At 62.7% G+C, this 16,291-nt stretch carries 15 protein-coding genes; 9 read left to right on the top strand and 6 right to left on the bottom strand.

The window, feature by feature from the left end:
• Positions 1-206: 206 nt before the first annotated feature.
• From ACFY5D_RS14835 to ACFY5D_RS14825, 3 genes are all read right to left on the bottom strand, one after another.
• Positions 207-932, bottom strand: a complete 726-nt coding sequence (locus ACFY5D_RS14835) for a transglycosylase family protein (protein WP_387531301.1) — start codon at positions 930-932, stop codon at positions 207-209.
• A 318-nt stretch (positions 933-1,250) separates the two neighbouring features.
• A complete protein-coding gene (locus tag ACFY5D_RS14830; RefSeq protein ID WP_387531298.1) occupies positions 1,251-1,940 on the bottom strand; it encodes a phosphonatase-like hydrolase in 690 nt (229 codons plus the stop codon).
• A gap of 23 nt (positions 1,941-1,963) precedes the next feature.
• Positions 1,964-2,734, bottom strand: a complete 771-nt coding sequence (locus ACFY5D_RS14825; RefSeq protein WP_387531295.1) for a GntR family transcriptional regulator — start codon at positions 2,732-2,734, stop codon at positions 1,964-1,966.
• A 154-nt stretch (positions 2,735-2,888) separates the two neighbouring features.
• Here ACFY5D_RS14825 and ACFY5D_RS14820 point away from each other — a divergent pair, with 154 nt between their 5' ends.
• The 5 genes from ACFY5D_RS14820 (at position 2,889) to rarD (ending at position 7,581) form a co-directional block, all read left to right on the top strand.
• On the top strand, positions 2,889-4,091 hold the full coding sequence (locus tag ACFY5D_RS14820) for a TIGR03364 family FAD-dependent oxidoreductase (protein WP_387531292.1): 1,203 nt from the start codon (positions 2,889-2,891) through the stop codon (positions 4,089-4,091).
• 14 nt (positions 4,092-4,105) lie between these two features.
• A complete protein-coding gene (locus ACFY5D_RS14815; protein WP_387531290.1) occupies positions 4,106-5,026 on the top strand; it encodes a phosphate/phosphite/phosphonate ABC transporter substrate-binding protein in 921 nt (306 codons plus the stop codon).
• A complete protein-coding gene (locus ACFY5D_RS14810) occupies positions 5,026-5,835 on the top strand; it encodes a phosphonate ABC transporter ATP-binding protein (RefSeq protein WP_387531287.1) in 810 nt (269 codons plus the stop codon). The genes ACFY5D_RS14815 and ACFY5D_RS14810 overlap by 1 nt, the downstream gene beginning before the upstream one ends.
• On the top strand, positions 5,832-6,650 hold the full coding sequence (phnE, locus tag ACFY5D_RS14805; RefSeq protein WP_387531284.1) for a phosphonate ABC transporter, permease protein PhnE: 819 nt from the start codon (positions 5,832-5,834) through the stop codon (positions 6,648-6,650). Before ACFY5D_RS14810 ends, phnE begins: the two co-directional genes overlap by 4 nt.
• Positions 6,651-6,720: 70 nt before the next feature.
• Positions 6,721-7,581, top strand: coding sequence for an EamA family transporter RarD (gene rarD, locus ACFY5D_RS14800; protein WP_387531281.1), 861 nt, complete (start codon positions 6,721-6,723; stop codon positions 7,579-7,581).
• Between the two features lie 41 nt (positions 7,582-7,622).
• Here rarD and ACFY5D_RS14795 read toward each other — a convergent pair whose 3' ends face one another.
• The 3 genes from ACFY5D_RS14795 to ACFY5D_RS14785 form a co-directional block, all read right to left on the bottom strand.
• Complete coding sequence (locus ACFY5D_RS14795; protein ID WP_387531278.1) at positions 7,623-9,113, bottom strand: TIGR01777 family oxidoreductase; 1,491 nt, start codon at positions 9,111-9,113, stop codon at positions 7,623-7,625.
• 409 nt (positions 9,114-9,522) lie between these two features.
• Positions 9,523-11,271: a hypothetical protein gene (locus ACFY5D_RS14790; protein ID WP_387531275.1), complete on the bottom strand. Its 1,749-nt coding sequence runs from the start codon at positions 11,269-11,271 to the stop codon at positions 9,523-9,525.
• Between the two features lie 255 nt (positions 11,272-11,526).
• Positions 11,527-12,261: a M50 family metallopeptidase gene (locus tag ACFY5D_RS14785; protein ID WP_387531272.1), complete on the bottom strand. Its 735-nt coding sequence runs from the start codon at positions 12,259-12,261 to the stop codon at positions 11,527-11,529.
• Between the two features lie 737 nt (positions 12,262-12,998).
• On the opposite strand from ACFY5D_RS14785, the gene ACFY5D_RS14780 reads away from it, so the two are divergent.
• The 4 genes from ACFY5D_RS14780 to ACFY5D_RS14765 all read left to right on the top strand — a co-directional run bounded on the left by ACFY5D_RS14780 (position 12,999) and on the right by ACFY5D_RS14765 (position 16,241).
• Complete coding sequence (locus ACFY5D_RS14780) at positions 12,999-13,643, top strand: DUF305 domain-containing protein (protein WP_387531269.1); 645 nt, start codon at positions 12,999-13,001, stop codon at positions 13,641-13,643.
• Between the two features lie 12 nt (positions 13,644-13,655).
• Positions 13,656-14,258, top strand: coding sequence for a DUF3105 domain-containing protein (locus ACFY5D_RS14775; RefSeq protein ID WP_387531267.1), 603 nt, complete (start codon positions 13,656-13,658; stop codon positions 14,256-14,258).
• Between the two features lie 24 nt (positions 14,259-14,282).
• Positions 14,283-14,579, top strand: coding sequence for a hypothetical protein (locus ACFY5D_RS14770; protein ID WP_387531264.1), 297 nt, complete (start codon positions 14,283-14,285; stop codon positions 14,577-14,579).
• Between the two features lie 90 nt (positions 14,580-14,669).
• Entirely contained in the window at positions 14,670-16,241 is a 1,572-nt protein-coding gene (locus ACFY5D_RS14765) for an AMP-binding protein (protein ID WP_387531261.1), read from the top strand.
• Positions 16,242-16,291 lie beyond the last annotated feature (50 nt).

Below are 16,291 nucleotides of genomic sequence, written 5' to 3'. Positions count from 1 at the left end.
GTTTTTTTTGTTTATGTGGGGGCCGGGGGCGCGCCCCCCCCCCCGCCCCCCCCCCCCCCCCCCCCCGCGGGGGCCCCCCCCCCCCCCCCCGGGGGGGCCCCCCCCCCACGCCACCGCTCAATGCAAAAGGGCTGTCCAACCGTCCCGTTCACAATGCGGGAGCCGTTGGACAGCCCTTCCTGATCCGTTCCCCGCGGGGTGACGGTTTACTTGCTCGGCAAGTCCAAGGACTGGCCTACGAAGATGAGGTTTGCGCTCGGAACAACATCGTGGTTCAGCGAGTACAGGTCCTGCCAGCTGTTCAGGCCGTGCGACTTGGCAATCTTGAACAGGGTGTCACCGGACTTTACCGTGTAGTTCTTGCCCGAATCCTTGACGTTTACGTTCACCGCGGGGGCCTTGGCGACAGATGCGGCAACGCGCTTGCCGCTGGATGCGAAGCTCTTGGCCGGAACCGACTTGGTCTTGTAAGCGGTCCTCTCATACGACGACTGCTTTGAGGTCGAGGCGTAGGACTTCTTCTGCGTGGCGGTCGCCTTGGCGGGGCTTGCGTAGCTCTTGGCCACCGAACCCTTGCCACCGGAAAGCCCCAATTTGGCGGAGCAAGCGGGCCATGCGCCCCAGCCCTGGCCGGCCTTGACCTTTTCGGCCACGCGGATCTGCTCGGCCCTGGATGCGTTGTGTGCGCTTCCCGTGCCGCCGTAGGCCTTCCACGTCGAGTTGGTGAACTGCAGGCCGCCCTTGAAACCGTTACCGGTGTTGATGCTCCAGTTACCGCCCGATTCGCACTGCGCCAGAGCATCCCAGGTGTTGCCGCTGGCGGCTGAAGCAGGCGCTACGGACATGGCCATCGCTCCGCCCGCCAAGGCAATCGCCGCAATCGTTGCTGCACCGCGGCGAATGTTCTTTTTCTTGGTGTTCTGCTGGATCATGGTTCTCCAGTGCCATCCCCGCATAGGTCGTCCCCGACCATTGTGGCGTCGTTGTCCGGCGTCGCAATCGACGTATGGGTGGCTACCGCCGCGCTGGACAACGGAGGATATCCGGCGGTAGATGTATCGTGTTCCGCAACCTGCTGTTATAGAAACGTTACTTAACGACCGTACGATACAACCCCCGCCCCGAGTCAACCCCGGCGACAGCAAAAGCTGCTTTTGCACTAGTCAGCTAAGATAAAAAATTTTTTACGCAGAAAACGGAGCTCCGGCGGCCCTTCGGGCCGCCGGAGCTCCGTTACCAAGTCGAAATTGTTAGTTACTGACTAGTGCCGATGCAATCACTGCAGGAAGATCCTTGACACCATCCAGCACCCATTCGTGAGGGTGGGCCTCGAGCTGCTCGCGGTCCAGCGCGCCGGTGAGCACGCCCAGCGGGCGAACCCCCGCGTTGTGTCCGGCCAGGAGGTCGACAACCGTGTCGCCGCCGGCAATCACATTACGAACGTTGTGTACGCCGGTGGCCTCCATGACGCGGTGGATCAAGTACGGTGCGGGGCGCCCCGCGGCAACCTCGTCACTGGTCACCACTGCATCCAGCAGTTCACCCTCACCGATGCCCCATCCAAGCGTTTCCAGAATCGGCGCGGCCACATCGCGGGAGAATCCGGTGGTCAACCCAACCTTGATTCCGCGTGACTTCAACTCTCGCAGGGCGTCCTCGACACCGGGCAAAGCCACCGGCGGGTTCGCTGCATAGAACTGCGCCAGCAACGCACGGAATTCACCGAATTGGCGGGCAACGACGGCCGGGTCGGCAGTGATCCCGCCAAGTTCCATCAGGGCCGCGATGGCTTCGGTCTTGTCGGCACCCATCCACGCCTGCAGGTCAGCCGCGTCTACTGTCGCACCCGTTGCCTTGACGGATTCTTCCAACGCCCGGTAAACATCTCCGTGCTCATCCACGGTGGTGCCGGCCATGTCCAAAACTACAAGTTCAATCATTTTTCTTCCTTTGTTTTTGTCGTTTAGGCAACCATGGGAATGCGCACCAACGCAGCCCTTGTTTGTCTCGTATTTTCAATGACGAAGTTCGCCAAATGAGGCAAATACCTGTCGTCGGAACATTCCAAAACACTGCCGTCTTGCCCGAACGTCAGCCGGCGCTCGCGCAAGAGCGGGGCACCCAGCGGGATCCCCAGAAGGGAAGCGTCCACCTCGTCGGCTGCCACCGCATCAATCAAGTGCCTGCCTCGGGAAAGATCAATCCCCAGCGACGTCAGGTGACCAAAAATCGATCCACTGTCGGTGTCGAAATCAAAAAGCGCATTGCCGGCCTCCGGCACGAAATTGCCCCGCTCCACCATGGTCGGAACCCCGTCAAGAAGTCTCAGGCGCAGTAGCTGCACCACCGGCTCCCCTGGCTCGATATTCATTTGGCCCGCGAGATATTCGTCGGCCCCGCGTCTGGCAATCTCCAAGGTCTTTTGCCCCGGCACCTTACCCATGGAATGGGCCCATTCGGTGAAGGACATAAACGTGGCAAATGGCTGCGATGGCACGGCATGTGCCACCACGGGCGGCTTGCCGCGTCCACCGGTGATCAACCCCTCGCTGCGCAAGGTGGCCAAGGCCTGGCGGATGGTTCCGCGGGAGACTTCGTGGGCACTGCAGAGTTCGGCCTCGCTGGGAAGGCCTTGGCCCTCTTTCCACTCCCCGGATGAAATCCGTTGGCGGAAAAGTTCGCTGAGACGCTGGTGCATGGGTTCATCGACTATCGGCATCACAATCTTGAGCATACAAGTGAAAATGGCGTGATTTCGGGGTATTTGGCAAACGATAAGTGAACAAATCATGGCCGATTAGCGACCAAAATGAACCGTTGGTGAACTTGTCTGAACAAGTGCCATTTCAGCTTGAAACGAGTCCGTTTGATCAGCAAGTATCAATGCCGTGAACATCTCCAACATGAATTCCACGGCCACCCAAGAACCGGTGGCGAGCAGCGACGTATTGATCGTCGGGGCCGGCATTGTCGGTCTCGCCCACGCTGCACTGGCCCACCAAGCGGGCCTGAGCGTTACAGTCGTCGAGCGCGACCACCGCGCCGTCGGTGCCTCGATCCGCAACTTCGGCCATGCCTGCATCACCGCGCAGCACGGCGAACTCTACGACCTCGCCCAGGCGGGACGACGCCACTGGCTCGGTTTTGCCGACAAGGCCGGATTCTGGGCTGCCGAAGCCGGCGCCCTGGTGGTTGCCGCAACCGAAACCGAACTACAGGTCCTGCGCGAATTCTCGGCTTCCCGCCCGCCCGGCCAGGTCACGGTGTTGGATGCCGAAGAGGTCCGGGCCAAGCTCGGACGGGAGAACACCAACGGCATCCGCGGTGGCGCTTTCCTGGCGGATGACCTGCGTGTCGACCCCCGCACCACCGTCGGCACCTTGGCAACCTGGCTGAACAAGCAAGACAATGCAGCAGTGCACTTCAACACCGCGGCGTTGGGCTTCGGCGAGGGAACCGAACGCCGGGCACGGGTTGCGACCAGTAGGGGCGTCTACGAAGCCGATCAGGTCTTCATCTGCGTCGGCCACGACGTCGACTACTTGTTCCCCGAGATCGCGGCCGAGCACCAAATCAAGCGTTGCGCACTTCAGATGACTGCGGCTGCCGCCCCGGAAAGCACGACCATCGTCCCTGCGGTCCTTACCGCAACGTCGATGCTGCGCTACGAAGCCTTCACCCACATGCCGTCGGCGAGCGCACTGAGGGACCAGGTCAAGGCCACCCGCCCCGATTTGTTGGACATCGGCGCCAACGTGATGTTCACCCAGCGGCCCGACGGCACGTTGCTCCTCGGGGACTCCCACTCATACGCCCTGACCCAGCCGCCGTTCCTCACCGAGTCCACCTCCGACCTGTTGCTGCAGGCCGCCGCGCAGGTGCTGGACGTGGAACAGATCCACCCCACCGAACGCTGGCAGGGCGTCTACGCCTCTTCCGACGTGGCACCGGTGCTGGTGCGCGAGTTCGCCGACTCCATCACCCTGGTCTCCGTCACCAGCGGGATCGGCATGACCCTCTCCTTCGGCCTGGCCGAGGCAAACCTCAACGCACTTCGACCTTCCCCACTCGCAAACACCAGCGCCCGCTAAGGATCCAGACCAGCATGAAACTCTCCCGCACATTCGCACTGTCCCTGGCGACGCTCGCAGCCTTCACCATGGTTGGTTGTTCCTCCGCCGAGACCCCGGCCAAGGCAGACGCCCAGGCCGGCAGCTTCTGCCCGAACGGCGAGCTGAAGTTCGGCATCGAGCCCTTCGAGGATCCCTCCAAGCTCGAACCCGCCTACAACGTCCTGGCCGCGGCGCTGGGCAAGGAACTGGGCTGCAAGGTCGAGGTCCAGGTCGTTGAGGACTACGCGGCCGAGGTGCTCTCGATGCGCAACGGCAAGCTGGACCTCGGCCAGTTCGGCCCCATGGGCTACGTCTTCGCCTCCACCAAGGCCAACGCCGAGCCGCTGGTTTCCTTCGGCACCGCCGACGGCAAGCTCTCCTCCTACACCGCAGGCATCTGGGTCCCCAAGGACTCCCCGATCACGACCATCGACGACCTGCGCGGCAAGGACCTGGCCCTTGGCTCGGTCGGTTCCACCAGCGGCGACGTGCTTCCCCGCTTCGGTCTGAAGAAGGCCGGCATTGCCGAGGACGAGCTGAACATGAATTACGCAGGCGGCCACCCGGAGGCCCTGCTCGCCCTGGCCAAGGGCACCGTGGACGCCGCACAGATCAACTCGCAGACCCTGGCCAGCGCGCAGGAATCCGGGAACTTCGATCCGGCGAGCTTCCGCCAGATCTGGAAGAGCGAAGAGATCCCGAACGACCCGATCACCGTTTCAGCAGACGCCGACCCCGCCTTCAAGGCAGCGGTGAAGGACGCCCTGCTCAACCTGGCTCCGGCGGACATCGAGGCGGTGGGCAAGTTCCTGGACGTCTCCCCCGCCGGAGGCCTGATCGAGGTCTCCAAGGAAACCTACTCCCCGCTCTTCGACCTTGCCTCCACCATGGGCCTGACCGAGGACGACATCTAATGGCGACGCTGAGCCTGCCCGCGCCGCTGGTCTTGCCGGTTCCCGCCGCCGACGAGCCGATCCTGCGGGTCTCGAGCCTGACCAAGTCCTTCGGCGGCCGCACGGTCCTTGACGGCGTGGACTTCGCGCTGCACCGCGGATCCGTCGTCGCTTTCCTGGGCGCCAACGGGTCGGGGAAATCCACCACCCTCAAGTGCGTCATGGGCCTGGAAACCCCCGAGGCCGGATCCATCCAGTTGGACGGCACCGAGCTGTCCACCCTGCGCGGCGGCGAACTGACCCGCGCCCGTTCATCGGTTGCCATGGTCTTCCAGAAGATCCACCTGGTTCCCCGGCGCACCGCGCTGGAAAACGTGTGCGCCGGGGCCCTGGGCCGGATCGGCGGACCGGCGTCCATCAGCCCCATGTTCTTCCCCCGCGAGCTCAAGGAAGAAGCGATGGCAGCCCTGGCCCGGGTCGGCCTGGCCGACCGCGCCCACGAAAAGGCCGGCCGGCTCTCCGGCGGCCAGGCACAGCGCGTGGCCGTGGCCCGGGCCCTGTGCCAGCGCGCCAGCGTCCTGCTCGCCGACGAACCCGTGTCCGCGCTGGATCCCCGGGCGGCCGAGGAGGTCATGGCATTGCTTGCGGAACTGGCGCACGAGGAAAACCTCGCCGTCGCGGCCGTGCTGCACCAACCGGACCTGGCCATGCGCCACGCCGACCACGTCATTGGACTGATCAACGGCCGCATCGAGTACTCCGGGGAGATCTCCGGCCTCGACGCCGCCATGCTGTCCCGCCTTTACACCCCGAATCGAGTCGCGGCATGAGCACGCCGGCAGCAACCCTCTCAGTACCCAAGGTCCCCAATGCCGGTTGGCGGATCACCTCGATACTCACCGCCATTGCGGTGTTCATCGTGCTTCACGTCTTTGCCCTGCGCGGCACCGACTTCCAGCTCACGGCCCTGGTCTCCGGGGCCGAGGGGATGGCTTCCTTCCTGGCCGATGCGTTCCCGCCGGACCTTGACTGGGAGACGGTCGTGGCACCCGCATTGAAGGCAACGACGGTCACCCTGTGGATCGGGTTGCTCGGCACCACCCTTTCCATCCCCAGCGCGTTGCTGCTGGCGGTGTTCGCCTCGCGCACCACCACGCCCCACCCGTGGGTGTACCAGCTCTCCCGGGCGATCCTGTCATTCTTCCGCGCAGTGCCGGACATCGTCTTCGCCCTGATCTTCGTGACCGCGGTCGGCCTCGGCCCGTTCGCCGGCGTCCTCGCCCTGATCTGCCACAACACCGGCGTGATGGGCAAGCTCTGGGCCGAGTCCATGGAGGAAACCGATTCCGGTCCGCAGCAGGCACTCGCCACCGCCGGGGCCTCCCGGTTCCAGCAGGTCACCCACGCCGCATTGCCCATGGTGCTCGGCCAGTTCGTCGGCCTGCTGCTCTACCGCTTCGACGTGAACGTCCGTTCATCCCTGGTGCTCGGACTCGTCGGCGCGGGCGGCATCGGCCTGCTGATCAACCAGTCCATCAAGTCCTTCCGCTTCGATGCCATGCTCACCCAGATCCTGGTGGTCCTGGTCCTGATCGTCCTCGTCGACCAGCTCTCCTCGTTCATCAGGCGCAAATTGGAGGTCTGATCACAGCCTTCGGCACGCGGTCAATTAGACTGAAGGTCCCAGCAAACCCCCTAGAGACGGAGCGTCTTCGGTGAATCGCGGCGTTCTTGCCTCCATCATTGCCTCGGCACTTTTCGCGACCATTTTCCTCATTTCAGGTTTCCTGAGCGGCATCGGGCCGAACGAGGTCTACGGCTGGCGAATAGTGCTGACACTGTTGATCCTGGTACCGGTGTACGCGCTGGTCCCCGGGCGCCGGGCGGAGATGCTGGCCCTGCTCGGGCGCATCAAGGCGCGCCCCGGACTGCTTGTCTACGGTGCAATCGCCAGCTCCCTGGTCGGCGTCCAGCTGTGGTTGTTCATGTACGCGCCCATGAACGGGTTCGCGCTCGCCACCTCGCTGGGCTATTTCCTGTTGCCGCTGGTCATGGTCGTCGTCGGGCGCCTGTTCTTTGCCGAGAAGCTTTCCCGGTGGCAACAGATCGCCGTGGCGCTGGCGGCCGTGGGCGTCGGCCACCAGTTGGTCTTTGCCGGCGGCCTGGCCTGGCCAACGCTCCTGATCTGCCTCGGGTACCCCGTCTACTTTGCGGCCAGGCGCAGGGCGCGCTTTGAATCCAACGCCGCGTTCACCCTGGAGATACTGTTCCTGACCCCGCTGGCCGTGTACTTCATCCTTGCCGGTGTCCGCGAACCCGATTCGTCCCTGGTTCCGGTGTTTGCCATCGGCATCTTGGGTGCGGTGGCCATGTTCCTGTACCTGGGCGCCGCGTCGTTGCTTTCGCTCTCGATCTTCGGGCTCTTGAGCTACGTGGAGCCGGTATTGCTCCTGGTTGCCGCGGTGGCCATGGGTGAGCAGCTCTTCCTCCGGGACGCGTTCACCTACGCACCCATCATTTTGGCTCTGGTTGTCCTGGCCCTTGACGGGTTCCGGTCGACCCGGACGTTGCACTAGGCGGCCGGGTCGCCGTTTCCTCAGGGACGGCGGCAGCGAAACTACGAGTGGCCGAGGGTGTGCCGCAGCGCGGCTTCAAGGTCCGCATGTCTGAATTCGTAGCCGCTGGCAACGAGCTTTCCGCTCGACACCCGCTGGTCGGCAAACGCGAGCTCGGACGCGCCTTCTTCGCCCAACAGGAGCCGGGGGCCGAACTTCGGGACCGGAAGTCTTGCCGGCCTGCGCAGGACCTTGCCCAGTATCTGCGCATACTCCTTGGCCTGCACCGGGTTTGGCGCCACCGCGTTGACCGGTCCGCTGAGGTCCGGAGTGAACAAGGCATGGACATAGATTCCGGCCATGTCGTCGATGCCCACCCAGGATTGCCAGGCTTCGTCTCCCAACGGGCCGCCGAGCCCCAACACGTAGAGCGGCAGCAGCTGCTGGAGCACTCCCCCGGACGGTGTCTGAACCAGGCCCGTCCGAAAGTTCACCACACGGACGCCGGCTTCCACCGCCGGGGCGCAGGCTTCCTCCCAGGCCAGACAGACCTTGGCAAGAAAGTCGTTTCCCGCGGGGGCGTCCTCGGCCAGCGGCAGTGCCGTGGAATCGCCATGCGGCGAGGCGCCGTAGATGCCGATCCCGGATGCGCAGAGAAGAGTGCGCTGTTTCCCGTCACGGGAAAGCGTCGCGAGGGTCTTTGCCAGAAGCGATGTTCCGTCCACCCTGGACGACATGATTTTGTGCTTGGTCGCTTCGGTGAAGCGTCCGCCGATGGCGTGGCCGGCCAGGTTGACCACCGCGTCGACGTCGGAAAGGTCTTCCGGGTTCAGGATGCCCAGTTCGGGATTCCAATAGATGCGGTCGACTCCGTTGGCGGCGTCACGGTTCCGGACAAGCCTTTTGACGCGGTGTCCCCCGCCGCCGAGCAGGCCGCAAAGTTGGGTGCCGATCGTCCCCGAAGCGCCGCTCACCGCGACCGTCAGGGGCCGCGAGGCGTAGCGGGCATGGAACTTGAGATCGGCGCGCAGCGTCCGTTCGCGGTAGCGGAAAACCTGGGTGAGTTCGCGTGTGAACGCCTTCTCGCTGATTAATCGCGGTTGGTTCCACGGCAGCCGCCCCAGGGCCGGCAGCTCGAACTCGACGACGTCGCGCATCAGCGTGCCGGGTTTTCCATCCACCGTGATGTCCGAAAAGAAATGTTGGTGTTCCCAGCGCGACAGCGGGCCGGACTCCATGACGTCCGTGAAGCTGTGTCCCCGGTCCAGGGAAATGTGTTTGGCCTTCCAGGGGATCTCCGCACGCACCCGGCCAGGCAGGCCCAGGGTTCTGGCGCCTGTCGCCACGGCTGCGGTCAACCCCATGCCCATGGTTCCGGGTGCGGCAACATCCAAGATTGCGCGCGAACCTACGGCGAGGCCATGATCGGGTTCCTGCCTGATCGTTCCCATGAACGGCGCAGAGAGCCGGGGCAATGCGCCCGGTCGTTCGAACCAGGCGAAGACCGTGCCACGGTCAAACGGCAGACTTGTGTTGTACTCAAAGATCGCCATTGTTCGCACCCTTCAATCCACGTATCACCAAGCGTAGGCGAATCATCTTGAAGTTCACCGGGACGGGTCTCAAAAACTTTTCAGGTTCCGGGGTCCAAAACGTCGGTGCCACCGGGTGTACTTGTCATATCGGCGCAAGCTGAAGGGAGCCGAAGATGACCACCGGGATGCCCGCGTACGCCACCTTGATGGAGCTGCGCACCGCGGGTTGGACACTGCAGCAAATTTCGGACACCTATGGGGTTAGTGAAGCAAGTATTCGCAGTGCCCTTGCACTCCATTTCACGTGGCGAAAACCCGCGGCCTAGGACAATTGCAGAAACCCCGCGGCTCCAAGAGATTGCGGGGCCTTCGTCCGCCACGATGCACCGGCGCATCGCCAAGTGGCTGAAATGCGGGTGCGGACTGCCTAGAGCACGTATGTGTCGTGAGCAACCAGTTCGTGGAGTTCGATGGTTCCGTCCGGCAACTTCCAATAGTGAACGCGGCGTGCCGCGGCGACACCGCTTTCAACGCTCATCCTCCAGCAGGTTGCCCCGTCTTCTTCCCGAACCATCTGCGGATCGTCGCCTCCCATGCCGGTGCGCTTCGGGTGCACTTCGCGCGCTTTCATCCGATCCGCGCGGCCCGTCAGCAGTTGGGTCAGTGCCTTCAGCGTCTTGGCCCGCACGGCAGCATCATGGGCGTAGAAGGAAGCCGCGAACTTGGGACCCACCTTGTAGTTTTCGCTCCACGGGTACTGCGACTTTTCATTCGCCGGCACACGTTCCACCCATTCCATGTAGAGCTCGTGCCGCAAGGCCAATTCATCATCGAGGAACTTCTCACGCGCATTGGAGACAACAACGGCGTCATGGGACCGGGCCTTCTTCCGGGCTGCCCTGTGTGCCTCGTTCAACGCCTCCGATTTGCTCTTCAAAAGGGGGCGGAGCTTGTTTGCCTCCTCCCGGTAGTGCACAACCTGTTCCAGGGCCAAGGCAAGTTCATCAATGGACCCGTTGGCCTCCTGGCGGCGCAGAACCGCCAATTGCGATTTGAGGGCATCGATTTTCAGCAGTGCCTGCCTCAAGGCGTCGCGCTGTTTCTCCGCCGTAGGAATCAGCGGCATGCCCAGCGTCGATGCGGCTTGCTCGGACTCGGAAAGTTCCGGAACAAAATCTCGGTCCAAGGCCAACCACGGAATCCCGCCGCGAATCAAGGCCGGTGCAACGGCCACCGGCTCGTCATCGTCCACGTCGACCAAAACCAGTTTCCGGACCCCGGCGGCGTTCACCAGGCGGGCCACGACGACTTGGCCCGGCGCCAACAAGGAATCGACATCGTCAAGTTCGTTGGAGGAGACGTCTTCGCGCCAGACCGTGATTTTTTCCCCGGGCATCGGAGTCAACACGGCAAACTCCGCGCTTGCCTCCAAGACCAGACAGAGGACCACCTGGTTCCAGGAATAGTGCTGCAAGAGACGTGGATGGGTCAAAGAGTCGCGAAGCGACAACTGTTGATTCTTCGGATCATAGACACCGCTAAGCCTGTTCCCTTCGCTGAAAACCCAAGTAAGCGGCGCATCGGCATAGATGTCTTCACTCCTCAGCTCGGCGGTCTTCCCGATGTCCAAAGCGATGTCGGCGGTGAAACCGTTATCCCGAAAACCCGTGACGACACCCGACACCAGGGCCGTGTGGCTACCGGTCGCAGTAGAGATCAACGCATGGGAAGCGATTGTGCGGACGGGTTCGGCAGCGCGGCGGCCCGGGCCTGGCGTTGGCGCGGTTGGCACCACCAACGTTCTTGGGTTGGGCAGAAAAAGAACTTCGTCAATGACTTCGTTCGTGATCTGTTCAACGGAATCCCCCGGACGGACAATATGCGGCTTGCCCGGTGGAATGCCGTCCACGCTGATGCCGATCGGATACACGCGTGCCGCAGTCCCGAAGACGTCCCATCCCCGCGGAAGACTGTCACGTAGTTCGTAGGTGACCCTGCCGGATGAAACTTCAATGACTTCTGCCCAATCCTTGACTTCGTCGTAGATTGCTTCGGTGTCGAAGTCGGCGCAGTCACGCCGCAGGCTGCTGGTAACGATGATGGAGTGCAATCGGCGGGGCCGCATGAGGTGAAGCGCTAGTTCCTCCCCGGAGGACTTCCAGCTTTGTACTCCCATGATTTGCTCCCCCGTTTCTGCACTGGAATCGGAATCGTGTGATTGTGGCTCTAACTTACCCGAGCAGGTCTCCAATCCATCGGCCAAATTGCCAGAGCTTGGCCGGGAACCGGGTTCGTGCGGAACACTGCGTATTTCATTGGGCTATTGACCTAGCCCTTTTCGTTGGGTTTTCTCATCGAAACCATCAACCGAGACTGGAGTGTCGCAGACTTCGCCAGCGGCGATGTGATCCTGGCGAGGGGCCCTGCTCGATTAGGCCTGCATCATCAGGGCCAGCATCATCGTTGAGACCACGACGCATGCACCCACGACAACTGTGAACCCCAGCAGCCAAAACCATGCGGGTAGCCAGCTTCGCGTTGCCAGTAAATAGGCGTCGGAGGAGGCAATAAGTTCCCTTCGGCTGATGTGGACGCCAAGGACCTTGAACAAATCACGGACTCCGCCGATCAGGAGCATGAGTCCAAGCGACAGGACAACCCATGCGATCGCGTACTTTGGAGTGAACACCACCAACAGCTGCGCGATCGCCGCCGAGGACAGTGCCACCAGTATCCCCACCCAATTGCGCAGGAAAATCAGGGACACAAGCAAGATCAGGGCCCCAACGGACAAAGCGGCGGATCCGTAGCCGAAGTAGGTTGACCCAATCAGCATCGCGCCAACCAAGGCCGGAACCGGGTATCCCCAGAACCCGCTCCAAGCCGCGGAGAAGCCCGGTTTTCCACTGCTCACCAGCTCGCCGGAGTGGTCAAGCCCGATCTTGAGCCCATGGACAAACCTGCCGGTCATCAGAGCCGCAAATGCGTGCCCGAGTTCGTGGACAAAGGTCACGTAGAGACCGAAATATCTCCAAGTCGCCCTGGGCACCGTAAGCAGAATGCAGATGGCAATGATCGCCAGGATTGGGAACAGCGTGAAGCTCAACGGCTCGGTGCGAACGAACCCTTGAAGTACCGCCTGCCACCACGTGTCAAGTATCTGCATTTGCCAACCCTACTGGTGCACGCTGTGGACAAGCGGAGACGCCAATCGACATGAGCACGGACTGATTTCGCGCTCCCGAAGAATTTCCATGTTCCCGACAACTCAAAACCCGATGAATGTATGTTCGAAGATTTTACAGGGAGAAATTAAAGGTTCGAAAATCGCGCGACTTCTTGAATGCGGGTGGGATCAACAGACTGTTTCCAGAGCCCTGGTAACCAGTGGAAGACCGGACGCAACACAGAGGGGGAAAGAGCCCAACGCCTGATATCTTCACAGCATCCACACAACTTCCATTCATAAAGTTGATCACTCAACTAACTTTTGTCGAAGGAGGCCCTGCAATGAAGCGACTCTTTGGCTTGCTGCTTGCACTGGCCATCCTCTTGCCGGTATGCCTGTCCAATGGGGCGATATCGGGCGCAGACAGTCAAGAAGTTGTTGTTGCCGGCGAGACGCATTGCCCTGTGGACATGCCAAATCATCATTACTGCGCACCGGCCACGGATCCGGTCCCGAATGTCTCCCAGATTGCGCCCCGGCCTGACACCAGCGAACTTTTCGGGGCTCCCCCGGCTATCGTTGTCGACGCAACGAGACCCTCCCGGGCGCAAGATTCCCCCGCCCCCGACCTGTATCAGCTTTCCATCACACGCATATAGGCAGCCCTTTTCTGCCGTCCCTGCGCGCCAACTATCCAAGTGCGCATTCATTACGTGTACCCGAGGACCAACTTAATGTCCGATTCAAAAACGTCGCGTTCCCTGATCATTGCCTTGGCGGCATTTGTCATTGCCGTGGGTTTCGGCGGCTGGATGCTGGGAACTGCCAGTCCGCGAAGCTCCTATCCGTCAGAGGCATCGCCCGAGGCCGGTTTCGCACGCGACATGCAGACCCACCATCAACAGGCCGTCCAGCTGTCCATGATCATCCGCGACAACTCCACCAACGACGCGGTGCGCTCCTTTGCCTACGACATTGCCCTGACCCAGCAACAACAATCAGGACAAATGTACGCTTGGCTAGAACTTTGGGGGCTGCCGCAATCCGGTGAATCCATGACCTGGATGAACGACCTGCTCACCGAGGACTCCACCCATGCCAGCCATGGGACCCCGACCACGGGGAAGGCCCACACCATGGCATCGATGGGCATGGCAACCCAAGAGCAAATCAAGGCACTTACAGCGGCCCGCGGCGCAGCCGCAGATCGCCAATTCCTGACCCTGATGATCGCCCACCACAAGGGCGGCGTCGAAATGGCACAAGCGTACCTGGACCGTGGACACAACCCCATGGTGCGCACGTTCGCCCAAAAAATCGTTATGACCCAAGAAGCCGAAATTTCGGCCCTGACCCAGCTGCTTGATCAGCTGGACTAAAGGATTCCAACCATGAACAAACGTGAAGAAGCCCAAGCCGTTCTCGCCAAGGCAAAGGCAAAGGAAAAACGAACCAAGATCCTCACCATCTCCATTGCGGCAGCGGCGATCCTTGCCATCGCCGTGCCGACGGCTGTCGTGCTCAGCGGTGCCGCACAGAAAAAGGCGGAGGTGCAGTCGGCGGCCAAGGCGCCCATCGACGGCGTACAGAACTACACCATCGGCACCGTCCAGCACACCCAGAATCCCGTGACATACCCGCAGAAACCCGGCGTGGGCGGAGATCACTTCCCCGTCTGGAAAAACTGCGGCATTTACACGGAGCCCGTCCAGGAAACGGCCGCTGTCCACTCCCTTGAACACGGCGCGGTCTGGATCACCTATGACGGCATCAGCGACGCCGACGTCAAGGCCCTCAACGAGGTCGTTGGCGACCGCACCTACATGTTGCTCAGCCCGTTCCCGGGCCAGGGAGCCAAGATCAAGCTCAGCGCCTGGGGCGAGCAGCTAAGCGTGGATTCCCCGACGGACCCGCGCATCGCAACATTCATCACGAAGTACCGCCAAGGCCCGCAGACCCCCGAACCGGGTGCTGCGTGCACCGGCGGCATCTAGGCTGAAAGAAAAAGGAAAAGGAACATGTCTCTATTGCCCTCCGCCTTGGCGGGAACAGGACTGATCGGCGGCTTCGCCACGGCCCGATCCACCAAGAACCGCCCGCTGGGCGGCGCTGTCCTGGCCGCCGCCGGGACCGGCGCCTTCCTGCTGTGGAAGTCCAACGCGGGAACGCCCACGGCCACCGCACTGACCGCGCTGTACCTGGCCGCGTTCGGTGCCTCGCACCCGCTGGCCAAGAAGATCGGTGCCTGGCCCGCCGTGAACACGGTGACTGCGGGAGTGGTCCTGGCATCCCTGGTCGCCGGCCGACGCCGATAGCTTAAACCTCTCCGGCAAACGGCGGCTGGGCTGGTAGTTTGACTCGAGAAACGCAATTTCGAGCTTTCTTCCAAGGTGGTCATCCGAGTCATGCAAGCATTCAACATCCAGGTTGCATCGACGATGCCTGCCGAAGTCCAGCCGGCAGTGCTGCTGTGCGACAGGCATCCGGCGCAGGACATCGCGTTCACCGTGATCGACGCAAACCTCGACCCGGTGGACCTGAGCTATGCACTGCTGAAGGACCGGTCGGAGCGGGCGGCCGCGCTCTTCGCGTCCCTGGGCATCAAGCCCGGGGACCGCGTGGCAACGCTGATGTCCAAGAGCGCCGAACTGGTCTATGCCCTGTTGGGGCTGTGGCGCCTGGGCGCCGTCCACGTGCCGCTCTTCACTGCCTTCGCCACCCCCGCCATCGAGGTCCGCGCGGCCGGGGCCAACGCGAAGCTGATCGTCGCCGACGAGTCGCAGCTGCACAAACTCGACGCCCTGGGCTATCCGGTGCTTCGCACCGAGGAGCTCGAGGCGCTGCTTGAGCAACAACCAACCGGATTCGAGGCGTGCACCCGTTCGCTGAACGACCCGCTGGTGGAAATCTTCACCTCCGGAACCACCGGCACGCCCAAGGGCGTGCCGGTGCCGGTGCGCGCGCTCGAGGCGTTCCACATCTACTTCAGCTACGGCCTCGATGTGCGCAAGGAAGACGTTTTCTGGAACGTGGCGGATCCCGGGTGGGCCTACGGCCTGTACTACGGCCTCCTGGCGCCCCTCTATGCCGGGCGCCGCAACCTCCTGCTCACCACGGGGTTCGACGCCGACACCTGCTGGAAGGTGCTGGCCAAGTTCTCGGTCACTAACCTTGCCGCGGCACCGACGATCATCCGCTCGATGCGGGCGGCCAAGCCCGAGGGCGTTCCGGGGCTGAAGCTCCTGCGGGCGTCCTCGGCCGGCGAACCGCTCGATGCCACGACGATCGCCTGGTCCGAATCCGTCCTGGGCGTCCCCGTCCGAGACCACTACGGGCAGACCGAGATGGGCATGTGCATCGTCAACGGGTGGGCTCCGGAAGTCATCGACGGGATCAAGCCCGGATCCATGGGCCGCCCCATGCCCGGGTACTCGGCCTGCGTGTTGCGGGAGGACAGCGACGACTACGCGCCGACGGGCACCCGCGGACGCGTGGCAATCAACATCCCCGGGTCGCCGATGATGTGGTTCAACGGATATTCCGGGGACCCCGAGCGCACGGCCGCCCGCTACTCTGACGACGGCCGGTGGTACTACACCGGGGACGCCGGCAGCATGGACGAGGACGGCTACATCTTCTTCTCCTCGCGCGACGACGACGTGATCATCATGGCCGGGTACCGGATCGGCCCGTTCGAGGTCGAGTCGGTGCTGGCAGCGCACCCGGACGTCCTCGAGTCTGCCGTCATCGGCGTGCCGGACGAACTTCGCGGCGAGGTCCTCATCGCCTACGTGGTGCTGCGCAACGGGCTTCAGGGCAGCGACGAGCTGACCGCCGACCTGCAAAAACTGGTCAAGACGCAGTACGTGGCCCATGCCTACCCGCGCCGCATCACCTACGTCGACGAACTGCCCAAGACCCCCTCCGGCAAGCTGCAGCGCTACGTGGTGCGGGAGGCCGAATCGTTGCGGGATTGAGTCCCAATCCCCCGCCCCTCGGTCCTATGCTGGGGCAAAGGGGGGATGGC

The sequence above is a fragment of the Paeniglutamicibacter sp. NPDC012692 genome (assembly GCF_042901625.1).
Lineage (GTDB): Bacteria > Actinomycetota > Actinomycetes > Actinomycetales > Micrococcaceae > Paeniglutamicibacter.
This window is presented reverse-complemented; position numbering and strand designations above follow the sequence as displayed.

Bases quoted from the DNA above. Each gene is read 5' to 3' on its own strand.
- ACFY5D_RS14835 (WP_387531301.1), bottom strand. From the start codon at position 932: ATGATCCAGCAGAACACCAAGAAAAAGAACATTCGCCGCGGTGCAGCA.
- ACFY5D_RS14830 (WP_387531298.1), bottom strand. From the start codon at position 1,940: ATGATTGAACTTGTAGTTTTGGACATGGCCGGCACCACCGTGGATGAG.
- ACFY5D_RS14825 (WP_387531295.1), bottom strand. From the start codon at position 2,734: ATGCTCAAGATTGTGATGCCGATAGTCGATGAACCCATGCACCAGCGT.
- ACFY5D_RS14815 (WP_387531290.1), top strand. From the start codon at position 4,106: ATGAAACTCTCCCGCACATTCGCACTGTCCCTGGCGACGCTCGCAGCC.
- ACFY5D_RS14810 (WP_387531287.1), top strand. From the start codon at position 5,026: ATGGCGACGCTGAGCCTGCCCGCGCCGCTGGTCTTGCCGGTTCCCGCC.
- phnE (WP_387531284.1), top strand. From the start codon at position 5,832: ATGAGCACGCCGGCAGCAACCCTCTCAGTACCCAAGGTCCCCAATGCC.
- ACFY5D_RS14795 (WP_387531278.1), bottom strand. From the start codon at position 9,113: ATGGCGATCTTTGAGTACAACACAAGTCTGCCGTTTGACCGTGGCACG.
- ACFY5D_RS14790 (WP_387531275.1), bottom strand. From the start codon at position 11,271: ATGGGAGTACAAAGCTGGAAGTCCTCCGGGGAGGAACTAGCGCTTCAC.
- ACFY5D_RS14785 (WP_387531272.1), bottom strand. From the start codon at position 12,261: ATGCAGATACTTGACACGTGGTGGCAGGCGGTACTTCAAGGGTTCGTT.
- ACFY5D_RS14780 (WP_387531269.1), top strand. From the start codon at position 12,999: ATGTCCGATTCAAAAACGTCGCGTTCCCTGATCATTGCCTTGGCGGCA.
- ACFY5D_RS14775 (WP_387531267.1), top strand. From the start codon at position 13,656: ATGAACAAACGTGAAGAAGCCCAAGCCGTTCTCGCCAAGGCAAAGGCA.
- ACFY5D_RS14770 (WP_387531264.1), top strand. From the start codon at position 14,283: ATGTCTCTATTGCCCTCCGCCTTGGCGGGAACAGGACTGATCGGCGGC.
- ACFY5D_RS14765 (WP_387531261.1), top strand. From the start codon at position 14,670: ATGCAAGCATTCAACATCCAGGTTGCATCGACGATGCCTGCCGAAGTC.